Below are 23,769 nucleotides of genomic sequence, written 5' to 3' on the forward strand. Positions count from 1 at the left end.
GCCGTATGGGGAGGTTTTGATTTCATTCAGGAGTGCTTATGGCTCATTTTGCGCAGTCCCCTTATTTCGTTTTACATCAATTAATCTGTCAGTTTGCCAATGGCGAAACGCTGTTTGGCCCGCTTAATCTGGCCGTTGAACAGCTGCACTGTGGCCTGGTGGGGCGTAACGGCGTGGGAAAAACTCGCCTGCTACGTCTGATTGCCGGGCTGGATCAACCCGCGTCAGGTCATATTGAGACGCAGGCAACCTTTGCCTATGTGGCGCAGCAGCCGCACTTCACCGAACAGACGACCTTGGCAACGTTGCTGGGCTACGGTGAGGTGTTTGCCGCCCAGGCCCGTCTTGAGCAAGGTTGCCCACGGCTGGACGATATCGATCGTCTTGAGGGCCAGTGGGATCTGGCGGATCGCTTGAACACGGCTTTTGCGGCGGCGGGATTGTCTGATTTTGATCCGCAACGGCCAGCCAGCGAACTGAGTGGTGGCGAACGTATGCGTGCGGCTTTGTGTGGCGCGATAATGTCGGGGGCTGATTTCCTGCTGCTGGACGAACCGACCAATCACCTCGATAGCACGGGCCGTGAATGGCTGTATCAGCAATTGGGACAGTGGCGCGGCGGTCTGTTGATTGCCAGCCACGATCGGCAACTGTTGTCACGGATGCAGCGGATTGTCGAACTGACTCCCGAGGCATTACGTAGCTACGGTGGCAATTATCACGAATACCATCGGCTGCGGGAGCAAGAGCAACAGGCGGCGCGTGCCCAACTGGAACATGCCGCGTTGGAAAGACGGCGCGTCCGCGCTCGCCAGCAAAAAGAACACGACAATTACCAGCGTCACTCCGCCCGTACGCTGAGAACTGTGGACTCGCTGAATATCGCCTCTTTTGAGAAAGCTGCCCTCAAGGGGGCTGCCCGCGACACGATGGGTACCTTGCGTAAACAGCATCAGGGGCAAAAGAACACGCTGGATGAAGCGGTGCGCGAGGCGAGGGAACGGGTTGAAGAAGATAACCCGGTGATGCTGACCTTACCGGGCAGCGCGGTAGCCGCAGGTAAGCAGGTGCTGGTACTGGAACAGTTACAGCTGCCGTTCGTCACCTTGCCACCGCTTGACTGGCGGATGGATGGCCCGATGCGCGTGGCCATCACCGGCCCGAACGGCTGTGGCAAATCCACGCTGCTGAAGGTGATCCTGGGGCAACTGGCTGCCAGCGCTGGCCATTGCCATTGCTCGGTATCGCTGGCCTACCTCGATCAAAACCTGTCCCAGCTCGATCTGACGCGCTCGGTGGTCGATCATCTAGGTTTACAGGATACCCCGCTAGCCGAAGGAGTGTTGCGTAGCCAACTGGCGCAACTGCAACTGAATGCCGACCGGGTCACGCTGCCGTTGGCGGCATTGAGTGGTGGAGAGCGGTTGAAAGCGGCGCTGGCCTGTGTGCTGTGGCGGCGTGAGCCTGCGCAGCTCCTGCTGCTGGATGAACCGACCAACCATTTGGATCTGGCCTCATCGCAGGCAATTGAAGCGGCCTTGGCGGAGTTTCCTGGTGCGATGCTGGTGGTGTCGCACGATGAGGACTTCTTACAGGCGCTGCGATTGACCCATCGTTTGTTCTGGTCGGCAGCGGGTTGGTACTTTCAAGCAATGTAACCCCGCCTGAGGGGCCAAGCTGGGGAGTTTTTGGTATACTTAAGGTCATTTTGTGAGGTTTCGAGACAATGACTATGACTCCAGTGGCAACAGCAGCCGAGGTAATTTATTACAACGGCACTATCTTCACCGCAGATGCGGAAAATCGTGTTTGTAGTGCGTTGGCGATAGGGCAGGGATACATTCTTGCGGTAGGGACTGATGAGCAGGTGCTTGCGCTGGCGACCCCCACCACCGAACGCATCGATCTGCACGGCAAAATGATGATGCCGGGCCTGATCGACAGCCATATGCACCCATTCTGGGGTGGCAAACAGCTCAAGGGGTGCAGCCTGCACTATGCGGCGCTGACGGTAGAGCAGACCTTGCAGCATATACAGGACCATTTGGATAAATATCCGGCTGGCGATGATGAATGGCTGACGGTGCGCGCCTGGCAGCGTCAGGCGATGATCCCGGTTGGCGCGGACATGAGCCGTGCGCTGCTGGACTCTCTGAACACCCGCCGCCCGGTAGCGTTGTTCGCTAACGATTGCCACACGCTGGCGGCTAACAGCCGTGCGCTGGAGATGTTGGGCATTGATGAAAATACGCCAGTGCCGCCAGATGGCAAGATCGCCCGCGATGCCGATGGTCAACTGACCGGGATCCTGGAAGATGCTCCGGCCATGCGCGCCTTTGACAGCATTCCTTCCGGCACGGCGGAACAGAACGTGCAGGTGGCGGCTCATGTACAGCAGGTACTGCATGAGCAGGGCGTAACCACGGTGATGGACACCCGCGTGTTTGCGGAACAACTGGAGGCTTTCGCCGTATTGCGCGATCGCGGTGAGCTGACCTTACGCGTGCTGGGAGCTAAAGAAGTTACGCCAGACAGCGTACAAGGGCCGGAAGACGCTGCCCGTGCGGTGCAAGAGGTTGTCGCCTTTGCCGAACAGTGGAGTAGCCAGCCTTGGACGCCGCAGGCCGGGATCTCTGTTGGCCATCTCAAGCTGTTCGTCGACGGCGTGTTGCAGCCACCGACTATGACGGCGGCGCTGCTAGAGCCTTATCGTGAACATCATGGGGAAGCCAAGGGTGAGCGTTATGGCGATCTCTACTTCACCACGCCGGTGCTGAACGCGCTGATCGTCGAGTGTGGCCGCGCTGGCCTGCATCCGCATACCCATACGGTAGGCGATGGCGCAATCGAGCAGGTGCTGGATGCGGTTGAGCTAATGCGTGCTGCCTGCCCAGGCAAGGATATCCGCCCAGGGTTGGCTCATAACGAATTGGTTGCGCCGCATCAGTATGCGCGCTTCGCCTCTTTGGCGGCAACGGCGGTACTTTCGTTCCAGTGGGCCGGTTTACCGGGCGTGCTGATCGATGAAGAGCGCGAGATGCTGGGTGAAGCCCGTTTCCCTCACCTGGAGCCCGCGGCACGCTTCCTGGATGCCGGTGCGCGGCTGGCCTATGGCAGCGACTGGCCAATCGATCGCCTGGATGAGTGGTATAACCTGCAGGTGGGGATGACCCGCCGCGCCTGGGATAGCGAAGGTAATCCCGCCGGGCCACGCCTGGACAACGATCGCGATCTGACCCTGATCGAGACGCTGCGCGCAGCCACCATCGATGCGGCCTACATGATCGCCAAAGAGCAGTACATTGGCTCGCTGGAAGTGGGCAAATTTGCCGATGCGATCGTCCTGCACCATAATCTGTTTGAGCAACCGGCAGAGAAACTGTACCAAACCCGCATCGAGCGGACGTTGGTTGGCGGGAAGATCAGCTATCAATCCTGATAGCAATGTGAATTAAGCGGTCATTTTACCTGGAGGCGTTGCATGCAGCGCCTCTACAAATTCGGCAACATTGTCTTGAAGGGTAATTTTTACCGCTTTTCCTCATCCTGCAAACAATAAATCAACGGGTTATGCCCCAGTTCTTTACCTATTGCTACCCGGTTTTCTGAAAGCGGATTGTTAGCTTCCCCGGCAGCCTAACTTGTGCCAGAATCCGTCCCCTTGTTTTTACCGCAGCGAATCAAATAGCCTATTGGGATTGGCCCTGAATAGCGCTGAGCTGCGCCAGGAGATGATACGGTAATGCCGCAAAACATTCGGTTGCAACGAGTTCTTAAAACCCCCGCCCTGGTTGCGTTTGGCCTTGCCTATATGGTGCCACTGGGCGTGTTTACCACCTACGGTCAGGTTACCGTGTTAAGCCAGGGCCACTTACCCGTCGCTTATCTGGTTACCATCGTGACCATCCTGTTTACCGCCCTGAGCTATTGCCGGATGACCAACGCCATGCCGCTGGCAGGTTCGGCCTATTCCTACGTACAGCGCAGTTTTGGTGGTAAAACCGGTTTCCTGGTAGGTTGGGCGCAGATCCTCGATTATCTGTTCCTGCCGATGCTTAACTATCTGGTTTTAGGTATCTTCTTGCACGAGGCATTCCCATCGATCCCTGCTTACGTGTTTATTCTTGGCTCCATTGCCAGCGTCAGCGCGCTGAATATTCTGGGCGTGCGCCTGCTTAGCTCGGTGAATTTCACGCTGATTGCCTTGCAGATGGTGTTTATCGTGCTGTTTATCGTGCTGGCATTTAGCGAGGCTGACCTCAGCCCGGCGTCATTGATGAAGCCGCTGCTGGTGGATGCCGGTGACTTCTCTGGCCTGATCGCCGGTGCTGCGGTGTTGTGCCTGGCCTTCCTGGGTTTTGATGCCATTGCCACCATGGCCGAAGAGGCTGCCGACGCCAAACGTACTCTGCCGCGCGCGATCCTTATTACCGTGATCTGTGCCGGTGGCATCTTTGTTGCCGTTTCCTACGCCGCGCATCTGGCCTATCCTGACTGGCAATCGCTGATCCCGCATCAGGACACCGCCAGCCTGATTATCTCGGAACACGTGGGCGGCAAGTGGATGTACAACTTCTTTATGGCCACTTACCTCACTGGGGTGTATGCCTCTTCCATGTCTGCACAAACCGGTGTTTCACGTATCTTCTACGCCATGGGGCGTGAAGGCGTGTTGCCGCGTAAAGTGTTCTACCATCTGCACCCTCGTTTCCGCACTCCGTGGCGCGCGATCGTGTTTGTCGCCATCATCTCGTTGCTGGCGCTGTGGATGGATTTGAGCATGGTGGTGTCGATGATCAGCTTTGGCGCACTGGGGGCATTCACCTTCGTTAACCTCAGCGTGATCAAACACTTCCTGATTAACCAAAAACGCCGTGGGCTGAACGCGATGTTCAAATACGGCCTGCTGCCGCTGATTGGCTTCGGTATGTCAGTGTGGTTGTGGGTCAACCTGGATCCCGAAGCGCTGAAAGTGGGCTTCACCTGGCTGTTTGCCGGCTTTATTTATCTGCTGTGGTTGACCAAGGGGATGCGTCAGGATCCCCCATCCACCCAGGATGATATCGGCGATCTGCTGGATTGATAGATTACCCCTCACCCCAACCCAGAGGGTTGGGGTGAGGGGCTTATACACTCCAACAATACGTCAAACGCCGCCGCCATTTGTTCTTCTGGCACACAAGCAAAGCCCATCAGCAGCCCGCGTCGCGCGTTTGGCAGCATGTAATACCGTGACAACGCTCTTACCAGCACCCCGCGTTCATTGGCCGCCGCAGCGATGGCGACATCGTCTGCATCATCTGGCAGGTTGAGCACCAGATGCAGCCCGGCGTTGCTGTTGAACTCGCTCAACGCCTGCTTACCCAGATGCTGTTCAATCAACGCGGTGAGGAACCCACGCCGCTTGGCATACAGCAACCGCATGCGGCGGATATGTGCCGTATAGTGGCCTTCCTGAATAAACTGCGCCAGCGCCGCCTGAATGATCAAATGACCGCCACGATAAAGCTCGGCGTGAGCCGTTTTTAACTCGTCCATCAATGGCTTGGGAAGCACCACATAGCCTAGCCGCAGGGCCGGATAGAGCGTTTTGCTGAAGGTGCCGATGTAGATCACCGGCGCATCGGCTTCCAACCCCTGCAAGGCCGGGATAGGTTGGCCAGAGAAGCGAAATTCACTGTCATAATCATCTTCCACGATCCAGCCGCCAGCCGCACGGGCCAAAGCTAGCAGCCGTTGCCGACGAGCCAGGCTCATGACCGAGCCCAACGGGTATTGGTGCGAAGGGGTGACAAAAATCAGCCGTGGCAAGGCCGCCGGTTGTTCTGGTGGCACCATCCCGGCCTCGTCCACCGCCCAGGGGCAGATATTGACGCCGTTCATGCGCAGGATATTGCGGATCCCCCAATAGCCAGGTTCCTCGATCCAGGCGTCATCTCCAGGATTACACAGCATGCGGGTGACCAGATCGATCGCCTGATGAATGCCTTCGGTGATCAGAATTTGTTCCGGCGAGCAGCGCACCGAACGCGACACCCGTAGATAGTCCACCAACGCATGCCGCAGCTCCGGGCTGCCGCCCTGGTTGCTGTAGGTTAAGCGCTGTGAGGTCGGGCGGCGGCTGATGCGTGCCTGGAGTTTGCTGAAGATGTGATGCGGGAAAGCATTCACGTCGGGGACGCCGGGAATAAACGCTCCCCACTGTTTCGGGCTAGCGCTGGCGTGTTGCAGTAGCGTGATGCCACGTTGTGACAGCTCGGCACGCCGTTGCTCACCGTCAACGGCAATCGGCTGGCTGGCGGTGGATAAACAGCTGTCGGGTACCGTTTCTGCGACGAAGGTTCCACTTCCCTGGCGCGAAAACACATATCCTTCCGCCAGTAATTGTTCATAAACGGTTAAAACCGTATTACGTGAGAGGCCCAGCTCTTTTGCCAGATCGCGTGACGCCAGCAGGCGGCTGGAAGGGGGCAGGCTGCCGTCCAGAATACTGGTACGAATGGCATTGTATAACCGCTTGTGCAGTTTATCATCGGGCTGCTCGCCGAGGCGTTGCAGCAGCAGGTCACCACTCAATGAGCGCAATTGGATCCCTCAATTAATCGTAACTGGCACTCGATTATAGGGCCACATCAGGTGTAAATAAACGCAATGTTTCACGTTTGTGAACAAAACCGATAACTGGTCCCGCCCGGAGAGAACAGCATGAAAAACGCAGAACTGAATCAACGTCGTCTGGCCGCTACCCCAAGAGGGATTGGCGTGATGTGTGGTTTTTACGCCGAGCGTGCAGAAAATGCCACCCTGTGGGATGTGGAAGGCAATGAGGTGATCGACTTTGCCTCGGGCATTGCGGTGCTCAATACCGGCCACCGTCATCCCAAGGTGATCGCCGCCATTGAAAAGCAGCTTCAGGCGTTTACCCATACGGCATACCAGATCGTGCCTTATGAAAGCTATATTTCGCTGGCAGAGCGCATCAACCAACGTGCTCCGATCGAAGGCACCTGTAAAACCGCCTTCTTCACCACTGGCGCAGAAGCGGTAGAGAACGCGGTGAAGATCGCTCGTGCTTACACCGGGCGCCCAGGCCTGATCACCTTCGGCGGTGGATTCCATGGTCGTACCTATATGACCATGGCGCTGACGGGTAAAGTGGCCCCTTACAAGTTGGGCTTTGGCCCGTTCCCTGGCTCCGTTTTCCACGGCCAGTATCCGAATGCGCTATATGGTGTCAGCACCGAAGATGCCATGAATAGCCTGGAACGCATCTTTAAGGCCGATATCGATCCTAAGCAGGTTGCCGCGATCGTACTGGAGCCGGTACAGGGGGAAGGGGGCTTTAACGTGGCTCCGGCAGAATTCATGCAGGCGCTGCGTACGCTGTGTGACCAACACGGTATCCTGCTGATCGCCGATGAGGTGCAGACCGGCTTTGCCCGTACCGGCAAGCTGTTTGCGATGGACCACTATGCGGTGAAACCGGACCTGATCACCATGGCGAAGAGCCTGGCTGGCGGTATGCCGTTGTCTGCCGTGGCGGGCCGTGCTGAAGTGATGGATGCCCCGGCCCCTGGTGGCCTTGGTGGTACCTACGCCGGTAACCCATTAGCCGTTGCTGCCGCGCTGGCGGTATTGGACGTGATTGAAGAAGAACAACTGTGCCAACGCTCCCAGCGTTTGGGGCAACATTTGGTGGAAGTGCTGCAACAGGCACGTAGCCACTGCCCGGCGATTGTGGATATTCGCGCGCTGGGTTCCATGGTGGCAGTAGAGTTCAACGACCCGGCAACCGGTAAACCGTCGCCGGAGTTTACCCGTCAGGTACAGCAAAAAGCCCAGGAAGCAGGACTGTTGCTACTCAGCTGTGGGGTGAACGGTAACGTGATCCGTTTCCTGTACCCGCTGACCATTCCTGATGCCCAGTTTAACCAGGCGCTGGCAATCCTTTCCCGCGCGCTGGCCCAATAAGGAGCAATATTCATGAAACTGCAAAACCCCGATCTGCTACGTAGCCAATGCCTGATTAACGGCGAGTGGTGTGATGCGCGCAGCGGCAAACGTGAAGCCGTGATCAACCCGGCCAACGGAGTGGAGCTGACAACGGTGCCTCTGGTGAGCGCAGAGGAAACCCAGCAGGCAATTAACGCCGCGCAGCAGGCACAAATCGGCTGGAAGCAACAGACCGCCAAGCAGCGTTCCGTATTGTTGCTGGCCTGGGCCGATAAAATCATGGCGGCTCAGGAAGATCTGGCGCAGCTGATGACCGCTGAGCAGGGTAAATCGCTGGCGGAAGCGCGTGGCGAAGTGGCCTATGCCGCCTCGTTTATTACCTGGTTCGCTGAGGAAGCCAAGCGTGTAGACGGCGCCGTATTACAGGCACCACAGGCTTCGCAACGTCTGGTTGTGGTGAAACAACCTATCGGTGTCTGCGCGGCGATCACGCCGTGGAACTTCCCGGCAGCGATGATCACTCGTAAGGCGGCTCCTGCGCTGGCCGCAGGCTGCACCATGATCGTCAAACCGGCTGAGCAAACGCCGCTGACCGCATTGGCATTGGCGAAACTGGCGCAGGATGCCGGTATTCCCGCAGGCGTATTGCAAGTAGTAACCGGCGAAGCGGCTCAGGTGGGTAAAGTGCTGTGTGACAGCCCGGTAGTACGCAAGCTGAGCTTTACCGGATCGACCGAGGTTGGGCGCATCCTGATGGCGCAATGTGCGCCAACCATTAAAAAGCTTTCGTTGGAACTGGGCGGCAACGCACCAGTGATTGTGTTTGACGATGCGAATCTGGACGCGGCCGTTGCCGGGATCATGGCCTCCAAATTCCGCAACAGCGGGCAGACCTGCGTTTGTGCCAACCGTATTTACGTGCAGGACGGCATCTACGATCGTCTGGTGGATAAGCTGGTGGCCGCGGTTGAACAACTGAAAGTCGGTGATGGCACACAGGAAGGGACGACGCAGGGGCCGCTGATCGATGAGGCTGCGATAGAAAAAGTGCAGAGCCACATTGATGATGCGCTGATCAAAGGGGCACAGATCGCGACCGGCGGGCAACCGCATGCGTTGGGCCGTACCTTCTTCCAGCCGACGGTGGTTACCGGTGTGACCCAGCAGATGCGCTTTGCCAAAGAAGAAACCTTTGGCCCGGTTGCACCGCTGTTCCGTTTCCATGACGAAGCAGAAGCTATCGCGATGGCCAACGATACCGAATTTGGTCTGGCTGCTTACCTGTTTACGCAAAACGCCGCCCGTCAATGGCGGGTGCCGGAGGCGTTGGAATACGGCATGGTGGGCATCAATACCGGTTTGATCTCCAACGAGGTAGCGCCTTTCGGCGGTATCAAACAGTCTGGGCTGGGGCGCGAAGGCTCCCGCTACGGCATCGAAGAGTATCTGGAACTGAAATACCTGTGTATTGACGTGAGCTGTTAACCCTCAAGACTTGAACGCTCCCCGGTGGCCTACGCTGGGGGGCGTTTCCTCCGAGCAAGAAGTGATGTTTCTCACCGTTGAGAACGGCGGCGTCGTGGCCGCCGGTTTTTTTAGCTCCGCATTTTTTCTGGTAATGCCAACCACGCCTGCACCGATGGGCGCTGCCACTGTTTTTGTGCATAGTGGCGCAGCGGTTCCGGTACCTGATCGCCATGTATCACCAGCCGGTTGAGCATCAGAGCCAGGTCGGTATCGGCGATACACCATTCGTGGAACAGATGATCCTGGCCGTGGCTCAGCAACTTTTGCGCCGCAGTCAGCAGTTTGTTGGCTGCCCGTTGGGCATCCGCACTCAATGGGGCAAATTTACCCGCGCTGAAAATTACCTCGGTTGGGCGTTCGGCCCGCAACGGCAACAGATCGCTACGCAACCATGCCTGGATCTCACGGGCTTTGGCGCGCTGTTTGATGTCACGCGGGTAGAGCGGATGAGCTGGGTGGAGTTCTTCCAAATATTCCTCAATGGCGGAAGACTCGGAAAGTTGGAAGCTACCCATCACCAACGTCGGCACCCGCAGCGTTAATGACAGGCTGCCGTAGGCCTGGCTTTGCTGTTCCCCCAGTGAAAGATCCACCGGCTTGACGGTAAACGGCATGCCTTTCTCCGTGAGCGCCACAAAGGTCGACATGGCATAGGGGCTGAAAAAGTCGCTATCGGTGTAGAGAACAGTGGCCGATGGGTTCATACGGATCCTTGAGGATGGGGAAGGTATTTGGAATCATTGGCGAAGGATGCAATAAAATCAAGGCGATGGCCGATGATTAATCGTAATGGCGTATTAGGCACCGTGATGGCGGCTGGTAATCAGGAGTCACTGACCAGGATTATCCCCAGCCGATCGATTAACCCAACGACCTGCTGGCTATCCAGTTGTACTCCCTCCAGATCAACCTGGCGGATATCCATCTCCCCTAGCTCTGCGCCAGTCAGATTGCAGTGGTTGAAGGTGGCGGCCCGCCAGTCAAACTGATTGAACTCCCCGCCGGACAGATCGGAGCCAATAAAGCTGGCACCCAACACGTTAGCGCCACTCCAGCGGTTTTCCCACAGCTCACATTTCTCCAGCACCACCTTGGAGAAGTTGCTGTAGCTCAGATTGCTTTTGATGATAAAGGCGCTGCAAAAATAGCTGCGCTGCGAAATCATGTTCATAAAGCTGGCGCCACGGAAATCAGCCCCCTGTGCCTTGCATTCGCGGATCTCCAGGCCGAGGGCCTGGGTATTTCTGAAATCGGCCAGTGAGAGATCGCAGCTTTTAAAGCTGGCATCTTTCAACACCGCGCGGCTGAAGTTACATCCGAGCTGGGTCTCTTCGTCATAGAAAACGCAGCCGATAAACTGGGTATCAGTCAGATCGGTGCCGGAGAAATCGCAGTTCAGAAACTTGCCGTTGGTGATGATCTCACCACGGAATTGATCACGGGAAATTTTGGCAGAATGCAGCAGTAAGGGTTGCATGTTGTTACCTGTTTTTTTATACAGTTTATGGTGATACTACCTGAGGTTAACGGTGAAGGGAAATGGTGTATAAAGCGGTCAGCTTGCTTGATGGCGTTGGGTTTTAAATAGGGCCTGTGCTCTCTCCGCCTTAACTCTTTCTTAAGCTTGCATCGCTAAACTGCTCATTATCAGTCAGAGGGGCGCGATTATGAGTATGCATATCCAGGCACCGTACCAGCTATCGTTTGCTGAGGACCATGAGCACAGGGCCTTATTACAGGCTTATATACAGCATGAATATGGTCGGCAGTTTAATGCGCTCATTCCTCACTTCCTGCCTTATCTGTTAGGCATGTACCGCGCTGATGGCGTTCTGGTTGGTGCCTGTGGTCTGAACCGTGCTGACAACTCGGCGCTGTACCTTGAGCGTTATCTGGATGCGCCGATTGAAGAGGTGGCTGTCGCGCAGACGGGAATAATCTTGCCACGTAACCGTCTGGTTGAAATAGGAAACTTTGCCTGTTCTGAATCCGGAAATGCCCGGATCATGTTTGCGGCGATTTGCCGGCTACTCTACGAAAACCAATTCGAATACGTGGCATTTACCGGGACCAAAAAGTTGAGAAATATCTTCCACCAGTTGCACCTGACCCCTCTGGAACTGGCCCCTGCATTGCCGGATCGAATGGGTGAGGATGCCCAGGCCTGGGGAGAATATTATCAGGGACAGCCCTGTGTCATGGTTGGCGATCTTAAACAAGGCCGCCAAATTCTGAGTGAAACCAGCTTATTGCTTTCATTGTTTGGCCCCATGCCGGATATCTTTCCCGTGCAAATGAGCGTGCAGCTATGATCCTTTTTGAGCGAATTGAACACATTGCGGTCGCAGATGGCTCTCGCCCTGCGTTATGTGATAGTCAGCAGAGCATCAGCTACGCTGATTTATTGCGGCAAACCACCTCTCTGGCCGAGCGACTCAGTAATGAGAGAATATCGCGGCTGGCCCTGTTTTTGAATAACGGCCTGGAGTGGGCCATGATCGATCTGGCTTGCTTGTTAGCCAATATTGTCATTATACCGGTGCCCCTTTTTTTCAGTGCCGAACAACAAGACTGGTTGTTGGAAAGTAGCGGTGCCGATGCCTTGATTGGGCCTGCCCGGCAAGGGTGGATAACGACCCCCTTCCTTGATTACCCTTTGCAACGTCGGCAGCCATTATCTGTTGCTGAATTACCCGCTAATACGGCCAAAATCACCTATACATCAGGGACAACCGGGCATCCCAAAGGGGTATGTTTGAGTCAGGAGCACTTGATGCAGGTCAGTCTGGCGCTTGCCGAGCGGGTTGCTGCGGCAAACATACAGCAGCATCTGACATTGCTGCCACTGTCGACCTTGCTTGAAAACATTACCGGGCTGTATGTTCCGTTGCTCAGTGGCGTATGTAGCCGTATCCCCTCGCTGGCGGAAGTGGGGTTGACAGGCTCTAGCCAGTTTTCCGCTCAGATCCTTGCCCAAGCCATTACACAATGGCGGCCGCACAGTCTGGTCTTGGTACCTGAATTGCTGCGTCTATTCGTCATGTTGTGCACCCACAACCCAAGGTTGGCGGAGAGCCTGCGTTTTGTTGCCGTCGGCGGGGGTAAGGTTGTTGCGGATTTAGTGGTTAAATCGCATCAGTTGGGTTTGCCGGTTTTTGAAGGGTATGGCTTATCAGAATGTGGCTCGGTTGTTGCCCTCAATGCGCCAGGGCGTGCATTGCCTGGCTCGGTGGGTGAACCGTTACCGCACTGCCGGATAACCATCGCACCGGATGGGGAGATCTTGATTTCTGGCGCGACAATGCTGGGATACCTGGGGGAACCTGCTGCAAGATCCCCGGTAGCAACTGGCGATCTCGGCCATTTTGATGCCCAAGGCTTCCTTCATATCACCGGCCGCAAAAAGAATATTCAGATCACCGCCTTTGGCCGAAATTTTTCACCGGAATGGATCGAGGCAGAGGCTCAGCTTTTTCCAGCAATATCCCGCATGGTCATCTTTGGTGATGGTTTACCCGTAAATGTTGCGCTGATCCAAGTGACAGCCGGTTATGAAAGTAGCCTTGCCGAGCAGCTATCTCAACTTAATGGACGGTTACCTGACTATGCACGGATCCATCATTATTTTTTGGCACAGTTAACGGTTGAAAACGGTTTATTAACCACCAATGGGCGCCCGAAAAGACAGCAGATTTTGTCCACCTATCACACACGTATTCATCAGTTAATCGCGGGAGATATCACATGAGTTTTTATCAATTGTTACAGCGAGAGACGGCGGTGGACAGAGAGAAGCTCCTTTCCGCCCCGGTCATAGAAGCTTGCCGCTGCGGAAATATTAATGCCGAAATGTATATCGCCTTTTTGACACAGGCTTTTTATCATGTCAGCCATACCGTGCCTTTATTGATGACAGCGGGCGGCCGGATGAACTCAGAATATGAATGGGTTCGCGGAGCCATTGCCGAATATATTGATGAAGAGTATGGCCATCAGGAATGGATATTAAATGATATCAGGACGTGTGGCGGGGATGCCGAAGCGGTTCGTCATGGCCAGCCGGTATTGGCAATCGAGTTGATGATTGCGTTCCTCTACGATCACGTCTCTCGCCTCAACCCTATGGGTATTTTCGGTATGGTGCATGTCCTTGAGGGCACCAGCGTCGCCATTGCTACCACCGTTGCCGAGCAGCTCAAGCAGGGCCTGGGATTGCCAGATAAAGCCATGAGTTATCTCAGTTCGCATGGGGAACTGGATAAAGAACATCTGGCCTTTTTTGCATCATTAATGGACCAGGTGGAAAAGAGCGAAGATCGTGCCGCGATTATCCATACTGCCAAAGTGGTCTACCAACTTTATGGCGACATGCTGCGTGGCCTGATGGAGCCAGCACAATGAGGCTCAACAACAGCCGTATTTTGCTTACCGGTGCCAGCGGTGGTATTGGCCAGGCACTGGCTCATGCCTTGGCAAAGCAGGGGGCTTGTCTGATATTACATGGGCGTAATGAAACGGCGCTCACCGCGCTGCTTAACACATTGCCCCACCCGGAAAAACATCAGGTTTGGATCGCCGATCTTGGCGATTTCACGCAATTGACACAGCAAGTTGAGCTGCTTTGCCAACAACAGCGTATTGATATCCTGATCAACAATGCTGGGGCCAATCATTTTGCCTGGCTTGAGGATCAAAGCGAACAACAAATAATGCAGCAGTTAGCCGTAAATATTCAGGCTCCAATATTATTGACTCGGGCTTTACTGCCTTATATAGACCGGCCCGGCATCATTATGAATATCGGTTCCAGCTTTGGCAGCATTGGTTATGCCGGATATAGCGTGTATTGCGCGAGCAAGTTCGCGCTGCGCGGTTTTAGTGAAGCACTCGGCAGAGAACTTGCCGGTTCATCCATTAACGTGCTCTATTTTGCCCCCCGGGCGACCCAAACCACGCTTAACTCTGCGGCTGTTAATGCCATGAATGCTGAGTTAGGCACCAAAAGTGACAGTGCTGAATGGGTTGCTGATGAGGTGATTGTTGCGTTAGACAAACAGATAAAACGACGATGGTTGGGTTGGCCAGAGCGGTTCTTTGTCAAACTTAATGCACTGTTCCCTGCGGTGGTCGATAAAGCGCTGGCTAAACAGCGGCATATTATTGCCCGCCATGCCAATGCTGCGCTTGAGAAGAAGGACTCGCGATGAAAAAGTTATTGTTGGTGTTGACGTTCTTTGGTAGTACAACCGCGGTTGCCCAGAGTGATTTGGCCGATATTCAGAACCAATGGGCAGTTTGCCAGTATCAGGTTGCGGCGAAACAGAAAGAAAGCTGTCTGGAACAACTCAGCGCCGTTGCGGATAAAGCCAGTGCAGCTAACGGGTCACGCGCAGACCTGTTGATCTGGTCTGCGATCGTCAAGAGTAGTTGGGCCGGTGAGAAAGGGGGGCTGGGTGCTTTGGAACTGGCCAAAGAGGCGAAAATGAAGTTGGAACTGGCAATAAAGTTGGATGCCAAGGCGCTGGATGGCTCAGCCTATACCAGTCTTGGCGCCCTCTATTATCAGGTTCCTGGCTGGCCCATTGGCTTTGGTGATGACAAGCAGGCTGAACTGTTGTTGAAACAGGCTTTACAGATTAATCCAACGGGTATCGATCCCAACTATTTCTACGGTGACTTTCTGATAGATCAAGGGCATAAGGCACAGGGCAAACTCTATTTACAGAAAGCACTGGCGGCCCCTGCCCGGCCAGGCAGAGAATTAGCCGATAAAGGCCGCCATCAGGACATTCAACAACGACTCGATAAACTTTGATACTACGGGTCCATAAAGGGAAACAAAATGCACCGGGAACGACACAGCATAGAAAAAATAGGCTGGCTGCGGGCCGCTGTTCTCGGTGCTAATGACGGGATAGTGTCTACCGCCAGTCTGCTGTTGGGCGTAGCGTCGGCTAACGTAACTCAGCAAAGTTTGCTCTTGACCGGAGTGGCTGGCTTGGTAGCTGGTGCGATGTCGATGGCAACCGGTGAGTATGTTTCAGTGTCTTCCCAGGCTGATACTGAAAAGGCCGCTCTGGCTGAAGAGCAAGCTGAGCTGAATAGCGATTTTCAGGGTGAACACCGGGAGTTAACCTCGATTTATGTCCATCGTGGGCTTGATTTGGCTCTGGCTAAACAAGTGGCAGAAAAACTGATGCACCATGATGCGCTAGGCGCCCATGCGCGTGATGAGCTGGGGATCTCAGAAATCACCACCGCGCGTCCTTTACAGGCCGCGTGGGCTTCAGCATTGAGTTTTGCTGCCGGGGCAATATTACCGCTATGTGTAGCGGCCATCGCGACAACTGAATGGACCATCCCCGCCATTGCCTGCTCAGCATTGGTTTCACTGGCGGTGCTTGGGGGCGTTTCGGCCAAAGTGGGCGGCGCACCCATCGGCCCTGGAGTGATGCGCATTACCTTCTGGAGCGCACTGGCCATGGGGGTGTCATCGGGGATCGGGGCGTTATTTGATTTGGTTACGGGGTAAGGGGTAAACCAATAGCGCGATATTTTTCTCTGCGTCGCAGTCATCCTTCGTAACGCATAGTGAGAAGAAAACGCTTGCAGAGTAAGCGTTGATAAACCATCATTTGAAACGACGTTTCACTTCCTTGTTACAGGCCAACCTTGAACTTACACGGGCTACTGCCCCAGCGCGTTGCCAAGACGCATTGGTATGCCAAGCGAAAAAGCTATCGGGTGCTCTTTTGGCGCGAAATCACGCCACTGGCGGTACCGATCTTTCTAGAGAACACCTGCGTACTGCTGATGGGGGTGCTCAGCACCTTCCTGGTGAGCTGGCTCGGTAAAGAGTCGATGGCAGGCGTTGGTCTGGCAGACAGCTTCAACATGGTCATCATGGCCTTTTTCGCGGCGGTGGATCTGGGCACCACGGTGGTGGTGGCCTTTAGTCTTGGCACTCGCGATCGTAAACGGGCACGGGCGGCGGCACGCCAGTCGCTGGTATTAATGACCGTACTGGCGGTGCTGCTGGCGGTTGGGATCCATTTGGCCGGGCAACAGATCATTAACGTGATCGCCGGTGAAGCCACGCCCGAAGTCAAAGCGCTGGCGCTTTCTTATCTGCAAACCACCGTCTGGAGTTATCCGGCAGCCGCCATCGCCCTTATTGGTAGCGGTGCCCTGCGTGGGGCTGGCAATACCAAGATCCCACTGCTGATCAATGGCGGCATGAATATCCTCAATATTCTCATCAGCAGTACGCTGATTTATGGGGTATTTAGCTGGCAAGGCCTGGGTTTTGTTGGCGCGGGGCTGGGGCTGACCATTGCTCGCTATATCGGCGCGATCGCCATTATTGCCGTTCTGGCGGTGGGCTTTAATCCGGCGCTGCGTATTACGCTCAAAAGCTATTTTACGCCACTCAACAGCAGCATACTGCGTGAGGTGCTGGGGATTGGTATTCCCGCCAGTATCGAATCGGTGCTGTTCAACGCTGGCAAGCTGCTGACACAAATGTTTGTGGCGGGGATGGGGACCAACGTCATCGCCGGTAACTTTATCGCTTTCTCTATCGCGGCCCTGATTAACCTGCCGGGGAATGCCTTGGGATCTGCTTCTACCATTATCGTCGGCAGGCGTCTGGGGAAAGGGCAAATTGCTCAGGCTGAGCGGCAGATGAAGCACGTCTTTTGGCTGGCGACGATTGGCCTGACGGTGATTGCCTGGGGAACAGCCCCCTTTGCCGGGCTGTTTGCCTCATTTTATACCCAGGAAGACGATGTTAAAGAGGTGGTCAAAATCCTGATTTGGCTCAACGCCGCGTTTATGCCGATTTGGGCCGCGTCCTGGGTGTTGCCCGCCGGGTTGAAGGGCGCGCGTGATGTCCGGTTTGCCATGTGGGTGACGATGTTGGGCATGTGGGGCTGTCGAGTGGTCGCTGGCTATATCCTGGGCATCGTGCTTGGCATGGGCGTGGTGGGTGTCTGGCTGGGGATGTTCTTGGACTGGGCCGTTCGCGGAGTCTTCTTCTATTGGCGTATGGTCAGCGGGCGCTGGTTATGGAAATATCCACGCCTGAGAAAAAACCAGCCTGAATCAGCCGAAGAACAGCCACCAAGCTAACGGTATTTTATTAGCCTGAGCCGGGTTGGCGGTATCAATCCATTGTCGGCGGTTATGTTTTGGTGTAAGACTGATGCCACGATAAATGATCTAAAGGTGCACCATGGATGGATTGATATTTATCGCTGGCTTGGCGTTGTTCCTGTGCCTGGTGGTATTACCCATTTCTGTGGTGGTATCGCTTGGCCGTGGCAACCGTAACCAGCGGGAAATTGCTCAACTGACACTGACCATCACCCAGTTGCAAAAACAGGTGGATGACCTTCGGTTCGAGGAAACCGGGAGATCTCGGCCAACGCCAACGCCCGTTTCTCAGGCGCAACCTGTGGCTGTGAAGACAAGGCATGACTTTGCGGCGCATGCGGCACAACAGTCTACCGTTAAACCCGCAGCTGACATGGCCGCTCCCCCTCCGGTTATATCGCCATGGGAGTCTGCAGTTCCAAAACCAGCCGCACCAGTAACAACCATCCCTCACCCACCTATTGCTGATAAACCTGCCATTGATAAGCCGAAGCAACCGAAAAAAGACCTGCTCAGCGGGCTGGTGGGCTGGTTTATGCAAGGCAACCCGTTGGCGAAGTTGGGGGTCTTGCTGCTGTTCTTTGGTTTGGCCTACCTGATGAAATACACCGTTGAACGCGACATGTTGCCTATTGAGTTCAGGTTAATGGGCGCGGCGGTGGCGAGCGGCGTTTTACTGTGGTTTGGCTGGCGTCTGCGTGTTAAACAGACGATGTATGCCCTGATCCTGCAAGGGGGCGCGGTTGGCGCGCTCTATATCACCGTATTTGGTGCCTTCCGGCTTTATCAGCTGTTGCCACATATGCTGGCATTTGGCTTGATGCTGGTGATCTGCGCCGCCAGCGTGGGCTTGGCCGTATTGCAGCGCGCCCTCAGCCTGGCGATGCTTGCCAGCATTGGTGGCTACCTTTCACCGTTGTTGCTGTCCACCGGTGGCGGCAGTTATATCGCGCTATTCTCCTATTACCTGCTGCTTTCGTTGGGCATTTTGGCGATCAGCGTCTGGCAACCGTGGCGGCCACTTAACCTGCTGGGCTTTGTTTTTTCCTTTGGCGTTGCCGGGCTGTGGGGGATCAACAACTACCTGCCGGAATACTACCTGGGTTGCCAGCTGTTCCTGATTGCCAATATCGTGATTTTTGGCGTGCTATGCCTCGCTTTGACTCTGCGTGCTCAGTTGCCTGGCGAGAAGATTATCGATGGCGCGCTACTGTTTGGCCCACCGTTAATCGGTTTTGGCATGCAGTATCTGATTGTTCGCCACTGGGAGTTTGGCCCGGCGTTCTCGGCGCTGGGCTTCGGTTTGGCTTACCTGTTACTGGCCTGGGCAGCACTGAAGCGCTACCCATCCCTGGGCCGTATGTTGGCAGTCTCCGGCTTGGCGCTGGGCGGGGTGTTCACTACGCTGGCGATCCCATTGGCACTGTCTGCTGAGTGGACATCCATGGCTTGGGCGCTGGAAGGGCTGGGCATTCTGTGGCTTGGTCGTGAGCAAAAGCAAATCCGCATGAGCCTCAGCGGTTCTGGTCTGTTGGTGCTGGCCTTGGCTTCTGCCCTGGTCGCTCTTGGCGCTGGAATGACGACGCTCTCCTTTACGCTTGTGTTCGCCGTACTGGCATTAACTTGGCTCGCGGTGGCATTCCTCTGGCGCGATCTGGAGAGCGACGCCGCATTCAGACAGGTTGTCAGCCGTTCCTTCCTGGCTGGCGGCATCCTGCTCTGGCTGGTTTGCCTGCTCGGTTTTGCTGGCCGATTGCCGCTCAACTATGGTTATGGAGCCTTCCTGACGATGGCCTTGTTGACGCTATCCGTAGTGCTGTGGCGTTGGGCAGCACAAAGGCTGGCCTGGCTCGAACTGCGTTATAGCATTTGGCTGCTGTGGCCCGGCATGTTGGCCATGTTGATGTTCCAATTGATTGACCTGGATTCCTTGTTGGCCTTCGGCTGGCCGAATCTGGTCTGGCTGCTGGCCTTGCCTGTGGCGTACTGGTTGCTGAAGCGCGAAGCGGGTACCTTGCCGTTACTGCGCCTGCAGCAGGGATTACATCTGTCGCTGTTCTGGATGGTGGTATTCGCGTTGGGCTATGAAGTCTTTTGGCGCACGATGCGCTTGCCGTGGGGCATGGATGAGTGGCGGCTGGGGCTGCAAATGGGCTTCATCTCCCTGATCATTTTGGCAACTCATGGCGCACTGCGCAAAGGTTGCTGGCCGTTTGCCGAACATCGTCAGCTATATGGCGCAATTGCGCTGGCCCCATTGGCGGCGTTGGCTCTGCTGCTGTTGCTGGTAGGCAACGTGTTTGATGGGGTCAGTCTAGGCTGGCGTTATTTGCCGCTGTTGAACCCGTTGGAAGAGGGCGCTGGTTTTGCACTCTTGGCGCTGGTGACTCTGGGGCTGTTTGTCCGGCGGGAATACCCGCAATTCGCCGTATTGCTGAAACAGTGGCTGCCGCTGTTTACTATCGCGGTGCTGTTCTGGTGGGGCAATGGGGCGGTCCTGCGCGCGCTGGCCTATTACGCCGATATTGCCTGGCGGGCCGATACGCTCTGGGGCTCGCGCCTGGTGCAGACCACCTTCGCTTTGCTGTGGATGCTGATAGCGCTGATCGTCATGGTGTGGTCAACCCGCCGTGGGCAGCGTGAGGTCTGGTTTGGCGGTGCGGCGTTGCTCGGTATCGTCATTGTTAAGCTGATGCTGGTTGATAGCGCCCGGGGTGGTGGATTGGCCCGGGCCATCGCGTTTATCGGCGTGGCGATACTGGTGTTGATCGTGGGATATTTTTCCCCATTGCCACCCAAAGCGGTGCGCGGTAAGGAACCCAATGTGGCAAGCGAACGAGGGAATGTATGAAAGTAAAATTGAATAACGGGTTGCTGCTGGGGTCACTTTGTCTGGCTGGTGTAGCCAATGCGCAGCCGGTGGCTGAAAAACCGCAGGATTTCGCCTATGGCATCTCGCTAGCCACTGAAGGCAGCGCGCCGTTTTTCCGTATTGAACTGCCTGAGGCGGTGTATACCGAGAGCGTTTGGCCAGATCTGCGCGATGTGCGGGTGTTCAACAATCAGGGGCAGGCCGTCCCCTTTGCGCTGGCCGCGAACGTCACCACTCAGGAGAATAGCCAGACTTTCCCTCTGCGCCTGTTCCCAATGAATGGCAAAAGGGTTACCAATCAGGAACAGCAGGTGATTTCGTTAAAATCCGCAGGTGGTGTTGAAGTGACCTTGCCAGTGGATAGTGACAAGCCAATGGGGAACACCTATCTGCTGGAGATCCCGCAGCATGATGGCAACTATCCCCGCCTGACCCAGCTGAAACTGGCCTGGGAGCGTCTGCCCGAGAATTGGCAGGCCCGCGTTAGCCTGTTTTATAGCAGCGATTTAAAAGACTGGTCGAGCAGCGCTGAGGATGTGCCCTTGATGGATCTGGTCTCCGGCAGCGATCGGTTGCTATTGGATACCATCGATCTCGATGACTATGCCAGACCTCGTTATTTGCTCTTGGTGTTCAACGATGCCAAAACGGCCCCTGATTTGAAGATCCAGTCAGTACAGGGGATTGCGGCCTCCAGACACACCGAACAGCAAAGGATCGGCCTGACCTTTAACCAAAAAGCCATTTCGGCCAGTGAGGCTGAATATAGCTGGCCGAATCCTCAGCCCTTGAACAATATCAGCATTCGACCGACGCAAGGGAATACGGTGCTGCCACTCGAGATCGATTACCGCAGCGCAGCCAGTGACAATTGGCACCCTCTGACCAAGCAGGTGGTGTTCTCGGTGAATGGCCGCACCGCAGAGGCAATCCCGCTGAACGGCTTACTAGTGCAGGGTATTCGTTTGAAAGGCATCAACCAGCAATGGGGCGATTCGCTGCCAGAGGTTAAGGCGGAGCGCGATAGCCAAACCTTGATATTCAATGCCCAGGGAACCACACCATTCCTGCTGGCGTGGGGAAATAAAGCGGCCCAGCCTCAGGCGATCCCTTTAGATAGCCTGATCCCGGCAGAGCTGCGTAAAGCGATAGATGCCGATGCGTTGCCAGAAGCTGGATTGCAATCCCAAGTAACTCTGGGTGGCACCGAACGCTTGAGCGCGGTGGATGCCGCAGAAGAGGCCAGTATGTGGAAGAAAGGCCTGCTCTGGCTCTTGCTGGTTCTAGGGGCGGGTGGTTTGGTGTTGCTGGCCTTGAAGCTGTGGAAAGAGGTTCAGCAGAAGCCGTAATAGGGCAAGTGATTGTTGATTGATGGGATGAAAGACAAGGGGTGACGCAGTTTGCGTTGCCCCTTGTGCATTTATAGATATAGAAGCGCCCTATAGGCTAAGGCGCTATCCAGTAAAGATGGTGCCCATTGTTCGTAGGTAGGATCAGTTTTACCTCAGGTGGGTCTGGTTTATATTGATGTATGGGCATTTTTACTTCGGTACTAATAGCTAAATACCATAATAAAACCACTTAAAAATTAATAACCTGCCATTGGTTAAAGTAACTGGCTAATAATTTAAAGAGTATTCTAATAAATTCTTATATATTCAGTGTTTCCAGTGGGTGGATATTCGGCTGCCCGTTATAGGTGTTGATTTCATTAACTAATAATGTTGACTGGTATAGCTATCATGGTTATTCTTTGCTTCCTACTCATTGCTGATGAAGTGGTATAAGCAGTCTGCTCCCTGAAATCGTATGCTGCATTTAGGATGCGGCCACGACCAGTGGCTTAACGGGAGAATCGCTCGGGTATGTAAAACGGTTTTGTCTTACTGCTTAATTATTATGGTGTTATGGAAAAGGATAATTCCCTGATGCTCTATTTGTCGCTGAGTATCGCTATTAGATTTAAAAAGATAATAGCGTGTACTCTAATGTCATGGTTGCTTTCTGCCGGTGATAATAAGAATGATCTGTTGATCCAGGGGTATGTCGAGGGGGAATTTATGTATATTGCCGCCCCAGCCTCTGGTATGCTAAAAAACCTCTATGTCAAAAAAGGCGATCGAATTCAATCTGATGCTTTATTGTTTGCTTTGGATAATGAACGTGAAACCCAGCGCTACTTACAGGTGCAGCATCAGTTAGATATAGAACAATCCACGCTTGTTGATTTACAGTCTGGTAAAAGAAAAATGGAATTAGATGTTCTGCGAGCCCAGCTCAGCGGTGCCATTATTGCAACACGGCTCGCCCATTCAAAACTGGCACGTAATGAAAAGCAGGCAAAACGCGGGGCTATTTCTGAGTTTGAACTGGAAACCTACCGCTCGGACTATAATCAAAAAGCAGCGGTAGTTGAGGAGTTACAAAATCGCCTTTCCGCTGATGAACTCCCCGCCCGCGATGCTCGTATTGAAGCGGCAAAGTCGGTGCTTAATCAAAGCAAGTGTGCACAGGATCAAATGACACGCGCTTCCTTGGTAAACGCGCAAGTATTTGACACTTTTTATCAGGTCGGGGAGTGGGTTCCGGCGGTTGGAAGCAGCGGTTGGCACTCTCCGCCAGCCTGTTGCATAACCCGAAACTCTTGTTGCTGGATGAACCCACCGCAGGGGGTGACCCTAACGCCCGGCAGGAGTTTTGGCAAATATTGTATGCGCTACATAATTCCGGTTATTTCTCTTTTAAAACGGAATTGGCCACGGAGCAACAGGCTGCAGAGGCGTTGGCACAGGGAAAAGTACAGTTTGTTATTAATTTCCCCTCTGACTTTAGTCATAAATTATTACGCGGTGAAAAAGCCAGTATGCTGATTGAGGCTGACGCCACCGATCCGGTAGCCATTATTCAACCGCTGATGGCCGCGAATATGCTGTCGGAACGGGTGTTAAACAGAAACTTGCCTGAAGCTGCGCTGTCCGCCTTTGCTAAAAACCAGTTGCAGTCAATGCAGCTCACTTTCTTCTATTTTTTACCTTCGGTGTTGTTGACCGGATTTATGTTCCCGTTCCGGGGGATGCCAGAGTGGGCGCAGGTTATTGGTTGTTTTTTACCTATGACCTATTTTCTCCGGCTGGCCCGTGGCGTGATCCTGAAGGGTAACACCATCTTTGAGATGGGGTCAGATGTTTGGCCGCTGATCGGATTTACCTGCGGATTTATGCTCCTCGGCCTCTATTTCTACCACCGCACTCTTGATTAATTAA

The 23,769-nt window shown here is 54.7% G+C and carries 18 protein-coding genes and 1 pseudogene; 16 read left to right on the plus strand and 3 right to left on the minus strand.

What is annotated here, in order from left to right; all coding sequences use genetic code 11:
• Positions 1–38 precede the first annotated feature (38 nt).
• From IMQ33_RS06175 to IMQ33_RS06185, 3 genes are all read left to right on the plus strand, one after another.
• Complete coding sequence (locus IMQ33_RS06175; protein WP_196061540.1) at positions 39–1,658, plus strand: ABC-F family ATP-binding cassette domain-containing protein; 1,620 nt, start codon at positions 39–41, stop codon at positions 1,656–1,658.
• A 74-nt stretch (positions 1,659–1,732) separates the two neighbouring features.
• Entirely contained in the window at positions 1,733–3,439 is a 1,707-nt protein-coding gene (locus IMQ33_RS06180; RefSeq protein ID WP_098931810.1) for an amidohydrolase, read from the plus strand.
• 303 nt (positions 3,440–3,742) lie between these two features.
• On the plus strand, positions 3,743–5,083 hold the full coding sequence (locus tag IMQ33_RS06185) for an APC family permease (RefSeq protein WP_024483079.1): 1,341 nt from the start codon (positions 3,743–3,745) through the stop codon (positions 5,081–5,083).
• 11 nt (positions 5,084–5,094) lie between these two features.
• On the opposite strand, the gene IMQ33_RS06190 is transcribed toward IMQ33_RS06185, so the two are convergent.
• A complete protein-coding gene (locus tag IMQ33_RS06190) occupies positions 5,095–6,585 on the minus strand; it encodes a PLP-dependent aminotransferase family protein (RefSeq protein ID WP_065684714.1) in 1,491 nt (496 codons plus the stop codon).
• A gap of 120 nt (positions 6,586–6,705) precedes the next feature.
• Between IMQ33_RS06190 and IMQ33_RS06195 the strand changes: the two genes are divergently transcribed.
• Positions 6,706–7,971 carry a 4-aminobutyrate--2-oxoglutarate transaminase gene (locus IMQ33_RS06195; protein ID WP_024528194.1) on the plus strand — a complete coding sequence of 422 codons (1,266 nt, stop codon included), beginning with the start codon at positions 6,706–6,708 and terminating at the stop codon, positions 7,969–7,971.
• A gap of 12 nt (positions 7,972–7,983) precedes the next feature.
• The gene (locus IMQ33_RS06200; protein ID WP_021180637.1) at positions 7,984–9,438 is read left to right on the plus strand and encodes an NAD-dependent succinate-semialdehyde dehydrogenase; all 1,455 of its coding nucleotides are present in this window, start codon (positions 7,984–7,986) and stop codon (positions 9,436–9,438) included.
• A 110-nt stretch (positions 9,439–9,548) separates the two neighbouring features.
• Here IMQ33_RS06200 and yfcF read toward each other — a convergent pair whose 3' ends face one another.
• Both yfcF and IMQ33_RS06210 read right to left on the minus strand, forming a co-directional pair.
• The gene (gene yfcF, locus IMQ33_RS06205) at positions 9,549–10,184 is read right to left on the minus strand and encodes a glutathione transferase (protein ID WP_065684713.1); all 636 of its coding nucleotides are present in this window, start codon (positions 10,182–10,184) and stop codon (positions 9,549–9,551) included.
• Between the two features lie 119 nt (positions 10,185–10,303).
• Entirely contained in the window at positions 10,304–10,957 is a 654-nt protein-coding gene (locus IMQ33_RS06210; RefSeq protein ID WP_161711735.1) for a Qnr family pentapeptide repeat protein, read from the minus strand.
• Between the two features lie 190 nt (positions 10,958–11,147).
• On the opposite strand from IMQ33_RS06210, the gene IMQ33_RS06215 reads away from it, so the two are divergent.
• The 11 genes and pseudogenes from IMQ33_RS06215 to IMQ33_RS26100 all read left to right on the plus strand — a co-directional run bounded on the left by IMQ33_RS06215 (position 11,148) and on the right by IMQ33_RS26100 (position 23,765).
• A complete protein-coding gene (locus IMQ33_RS06215; protein WP_196061541.1) occupies positions 11,148–11,792 on the plus strand; it encodes a thermostable hemolysin in 645 nt (214 codons plus the stop codon).
• A complete protein-coding gene (locus tag IMQ33_RS06220; RefSeq protein WP_161711737.1) occupies positions 11,789–13,228 on the plus strand; it encodes an AMP-dependent synthetase/ligase in 1,440 nt (479 codons plus the stop codon). Before IMQ33_RS06215 ends, IMQ33_RS06220 begins: the two co-directional genes overlap by 4 nt.
• The gene (locus IMQ33_RS06225) at positions 13,225–13,881 is read left to right on the plus strand and encodes a TenA family transcriptional regulator (RefSeq protein WP_161739844.1); all 657 of its coding nucleotides are present in this window, start codon (positions 13,225–13,227) and stop codon (positions 13,879–13,881) included. Before IMQ33_RS06220 ends, IMQ33_RS06225 begins: the two co-directional genes overlap by 4 nt.
• Positions 13,878–14,687 (plus strand): SDR family oxidoreductase, encoded by an 810-nt coding sequence (locus IMQ33_RS06230; protein ID WP_065684709.1) that lies wholly within the window; start codon positions 13,878–13,880, stop codon positions 14,685–14,687. Before IMQ33_RS06225 ends, IMQ33_RS06230 begins: the two co-directional genes overlap by 4 nt.
• Positions 14,684–15,295 carry a hypothetical protein gene (locus tag IMQ33_RS06235; protein WP_186579283.1) on the plus strand — a complete coding sequence of 204 codons (612 nt, stop codon included), beginning with the start codon at positions 14,684–14,686 and terminating at the stop codon, positions 15,293–15,295. The genes IMQ33_RS06230 and IMQ33_RS06235 overlap by 4 nt, the downstream gene beginning before the upstream one ends.
• A 27-nt stretch (positions 15,296–15,322) precedes the next feature.
• Positions 15,323–16,012 (plus strand): VIT family protein, encoded by a 690-nt coding sequence (locus IMQ33_RS06240; protein ID WP_186579281.1) that lies wholly within the window; start codon positions 15,323–15,325, stop codon positions 16,010–16,012.
• A gap of 140 nt (positions 16,013–16,152) precedes the next feature.
• On the plus strand, positions 16,153–17,610 hold the full coding sequence (locus IMQ33_RS06245; RefSeq protein ID WP_024528198.1) for an EmmdR/YeeO family multidrug/toxin efflux MATE transporter: 1,458 nt from the start codon (positions 16,153–16,155) through the stop codon (positions 17,608–17,610).
• Between the two features lie 103 nt (positions 17,611–17,713).
• Positions 17,714–20,485, plus strand: a complete 2,772-nt coding sequence (locus tag IMQ33_RS06250; protein WP_196061542.1) for a DUF2339 domain-containing protein — start codon at positions 17,714–17,716, stop codon at positions 20,483–20,485.
• The gene (locus IMQ33_RS06255; protein ID WP_196061543.1) at positions 20,482–21,855 is read left to right on the plus strand and encodes a DUF3999 family protein; all 1,374 of its coding nucleotides are present in this window, start codon (positions 20,482–20,484) and stop codon (positions 21,853–21,855) included. The genes IMQ33_RS06250 and IMQ33_RS06255 overlap by 4 nt, the downstream gene beginning before the upstream one ends.
• 1,235 nt (positions 21,856–23,090) lie before the next feature.
• Positions 23,091–23,237, plus strand: a pseudogene (locus IMQ33_RS26095) (ATP-binding cassette domain-containing protein); the annotation flags it as partial.
• 132 nt (positions 23,238–23,369) lie between these two features.
• A complete protein-coding gene (locus IMQ33_RS26100) occupies positions 23,370–23,765 on the plus strand; it encodes an ABC transporter permease (protein WP_230326647.1) in 396 nt (131 codons plus the stop codon).
• The last annotated feature ends 4 nt before the right edge of the window (positions 23,766–23,769 follow it).

This window comes from Serratia sp. Res13-Sevr-LER1-36-b, assembly GCF_015673035.1.
Classification (GTDB): domain Bacteria; phylum Pseudomonadota; class Gammaproteobacteria; order Enterobacterales; family Enterobacteriaceae; genus Chania; species Chania fonticola_C.

What these genes read in the sequence shown, in the direction of transcription:
- IMQ33_RS06175 (WP_196061540.1), top strand. Translation starts at nt 39, where the DNA reads ATGGCTCATTTTGCGCAGTCCCCTTATTTCGTTTTACATCAATTAATC.
- IMQ33_RS06180 (WP_098931810.1), top strand. Translation starts at nt 1,733, where the DNA reads ATGACTCCAGTGGCAACAGCAGCCGAGGTAATTTATTACAACGGCACT.
- IMQ33_RS06185 (WP_024483079.1), top strand. Translation starts at nt 3,743, where the DNA reads ATGCCGCAAAACATTCGGTTGCAACGAGTTCTTAAAACCCCCGCCCTG.
- IMQ33_RS06195 (WP_024528194.1), top strand. Translation starts at nt 6,706, where the DNA reads ATGAAAAACGCAGAACTGAATCAACGTCGTCTGGCCGCTACCCCAAGA.
- IMQ33_RS06200 (WP_021180637.1), top strand. Translation starts at nt 7,984, where the DNA reads ATGAAACTGCAAAACCCCGATCTGCTACGTAGCCAATGCCTGATTAAC.
- yfcF (WP_065684713.1), bottom strand. Translation starts at nt 10,184, where the DNA reads ATGAACCCATCGGCCACTGTTCTCTACACCGATAGCGACTTTTTCAGC.
- IMQ33_RS06210 (WP_161711735.1), bottom strand. Translation starts at nt 10,957, where the DNA reads ATGCAACCCTTACTGCTGCATTCTGCCAAAATTTCCCGTGATCAATTC.
- IMQ33_RS06215 (WP_196061541.1), top strand. Translation starts at nt 11,148, where the DNA reads ATGAGTATGCATATCCAGGCACCGTACCAGCTATCGTTTGCTGAGGAC.
- IMQ33_RS06220 (WP_161711737.1), top strand. Translation starts at nt 11,789, where the DNA reads ATGATCCTTTTTGAGCGAATTGAACACATTGCGGTCGCAGATGGCTCT.
- IMQ33_RS06225 (WP_161739844.1), top strand. Translation starts at nt 13,225, where the DNA reads ATGAGTTTTTATCAATTGTTACAGCGAGAGACGGCGGTGGACAGAGAG.
- IMQ33_RS06230 (WP_065684709.1), top strand. Translation starts at nt 13,878, where the DNA reads ATGAGGCTCAACAACAGCCGTATTTTGCTTACCGGTGCCAGCGGTGGT.
- IMQ33_RS06235 (WP_186579283.1), top strand. Translation starts at nt 14,684, where the DNA reads ATGAAAAAGTTATTGTTGGTGTTGACGTTCTTTGGTAGTACAACCGCG.
- IMQ33_RS06240 (WP_186579281.1), top strand. Translation starts at nt 15,323, where the DNA reads ATGCACCGGGAACGACACAGCATAGAAAAAATAGGCTGGCTGCGGGCC.
- IMQ33_RS06250 (WP_196061542.1), top strand. Translation starts at nt 17,714, where the DNA reads ATGGATGGATTGATATTTATCGCTGGCTTGGCGTTGTTCCTGTGCCTG.
- IMQ33_RS06255 (WP_196061543.1), top strand. Translation starts at nt 20,482, where the DNA reads ATGAAAGTAAAATTGAATAACGGGTTGCTGCTGGGGTCACTTTGTCTG.
- IMQ33_RS26100 (WP_230326647.1), top strand. Translation starts at nt 23,370, where the DNA reads ATGCTGATTGAGGCTGACGCCACCGATCCGGTAGCCATTATTCAACCG.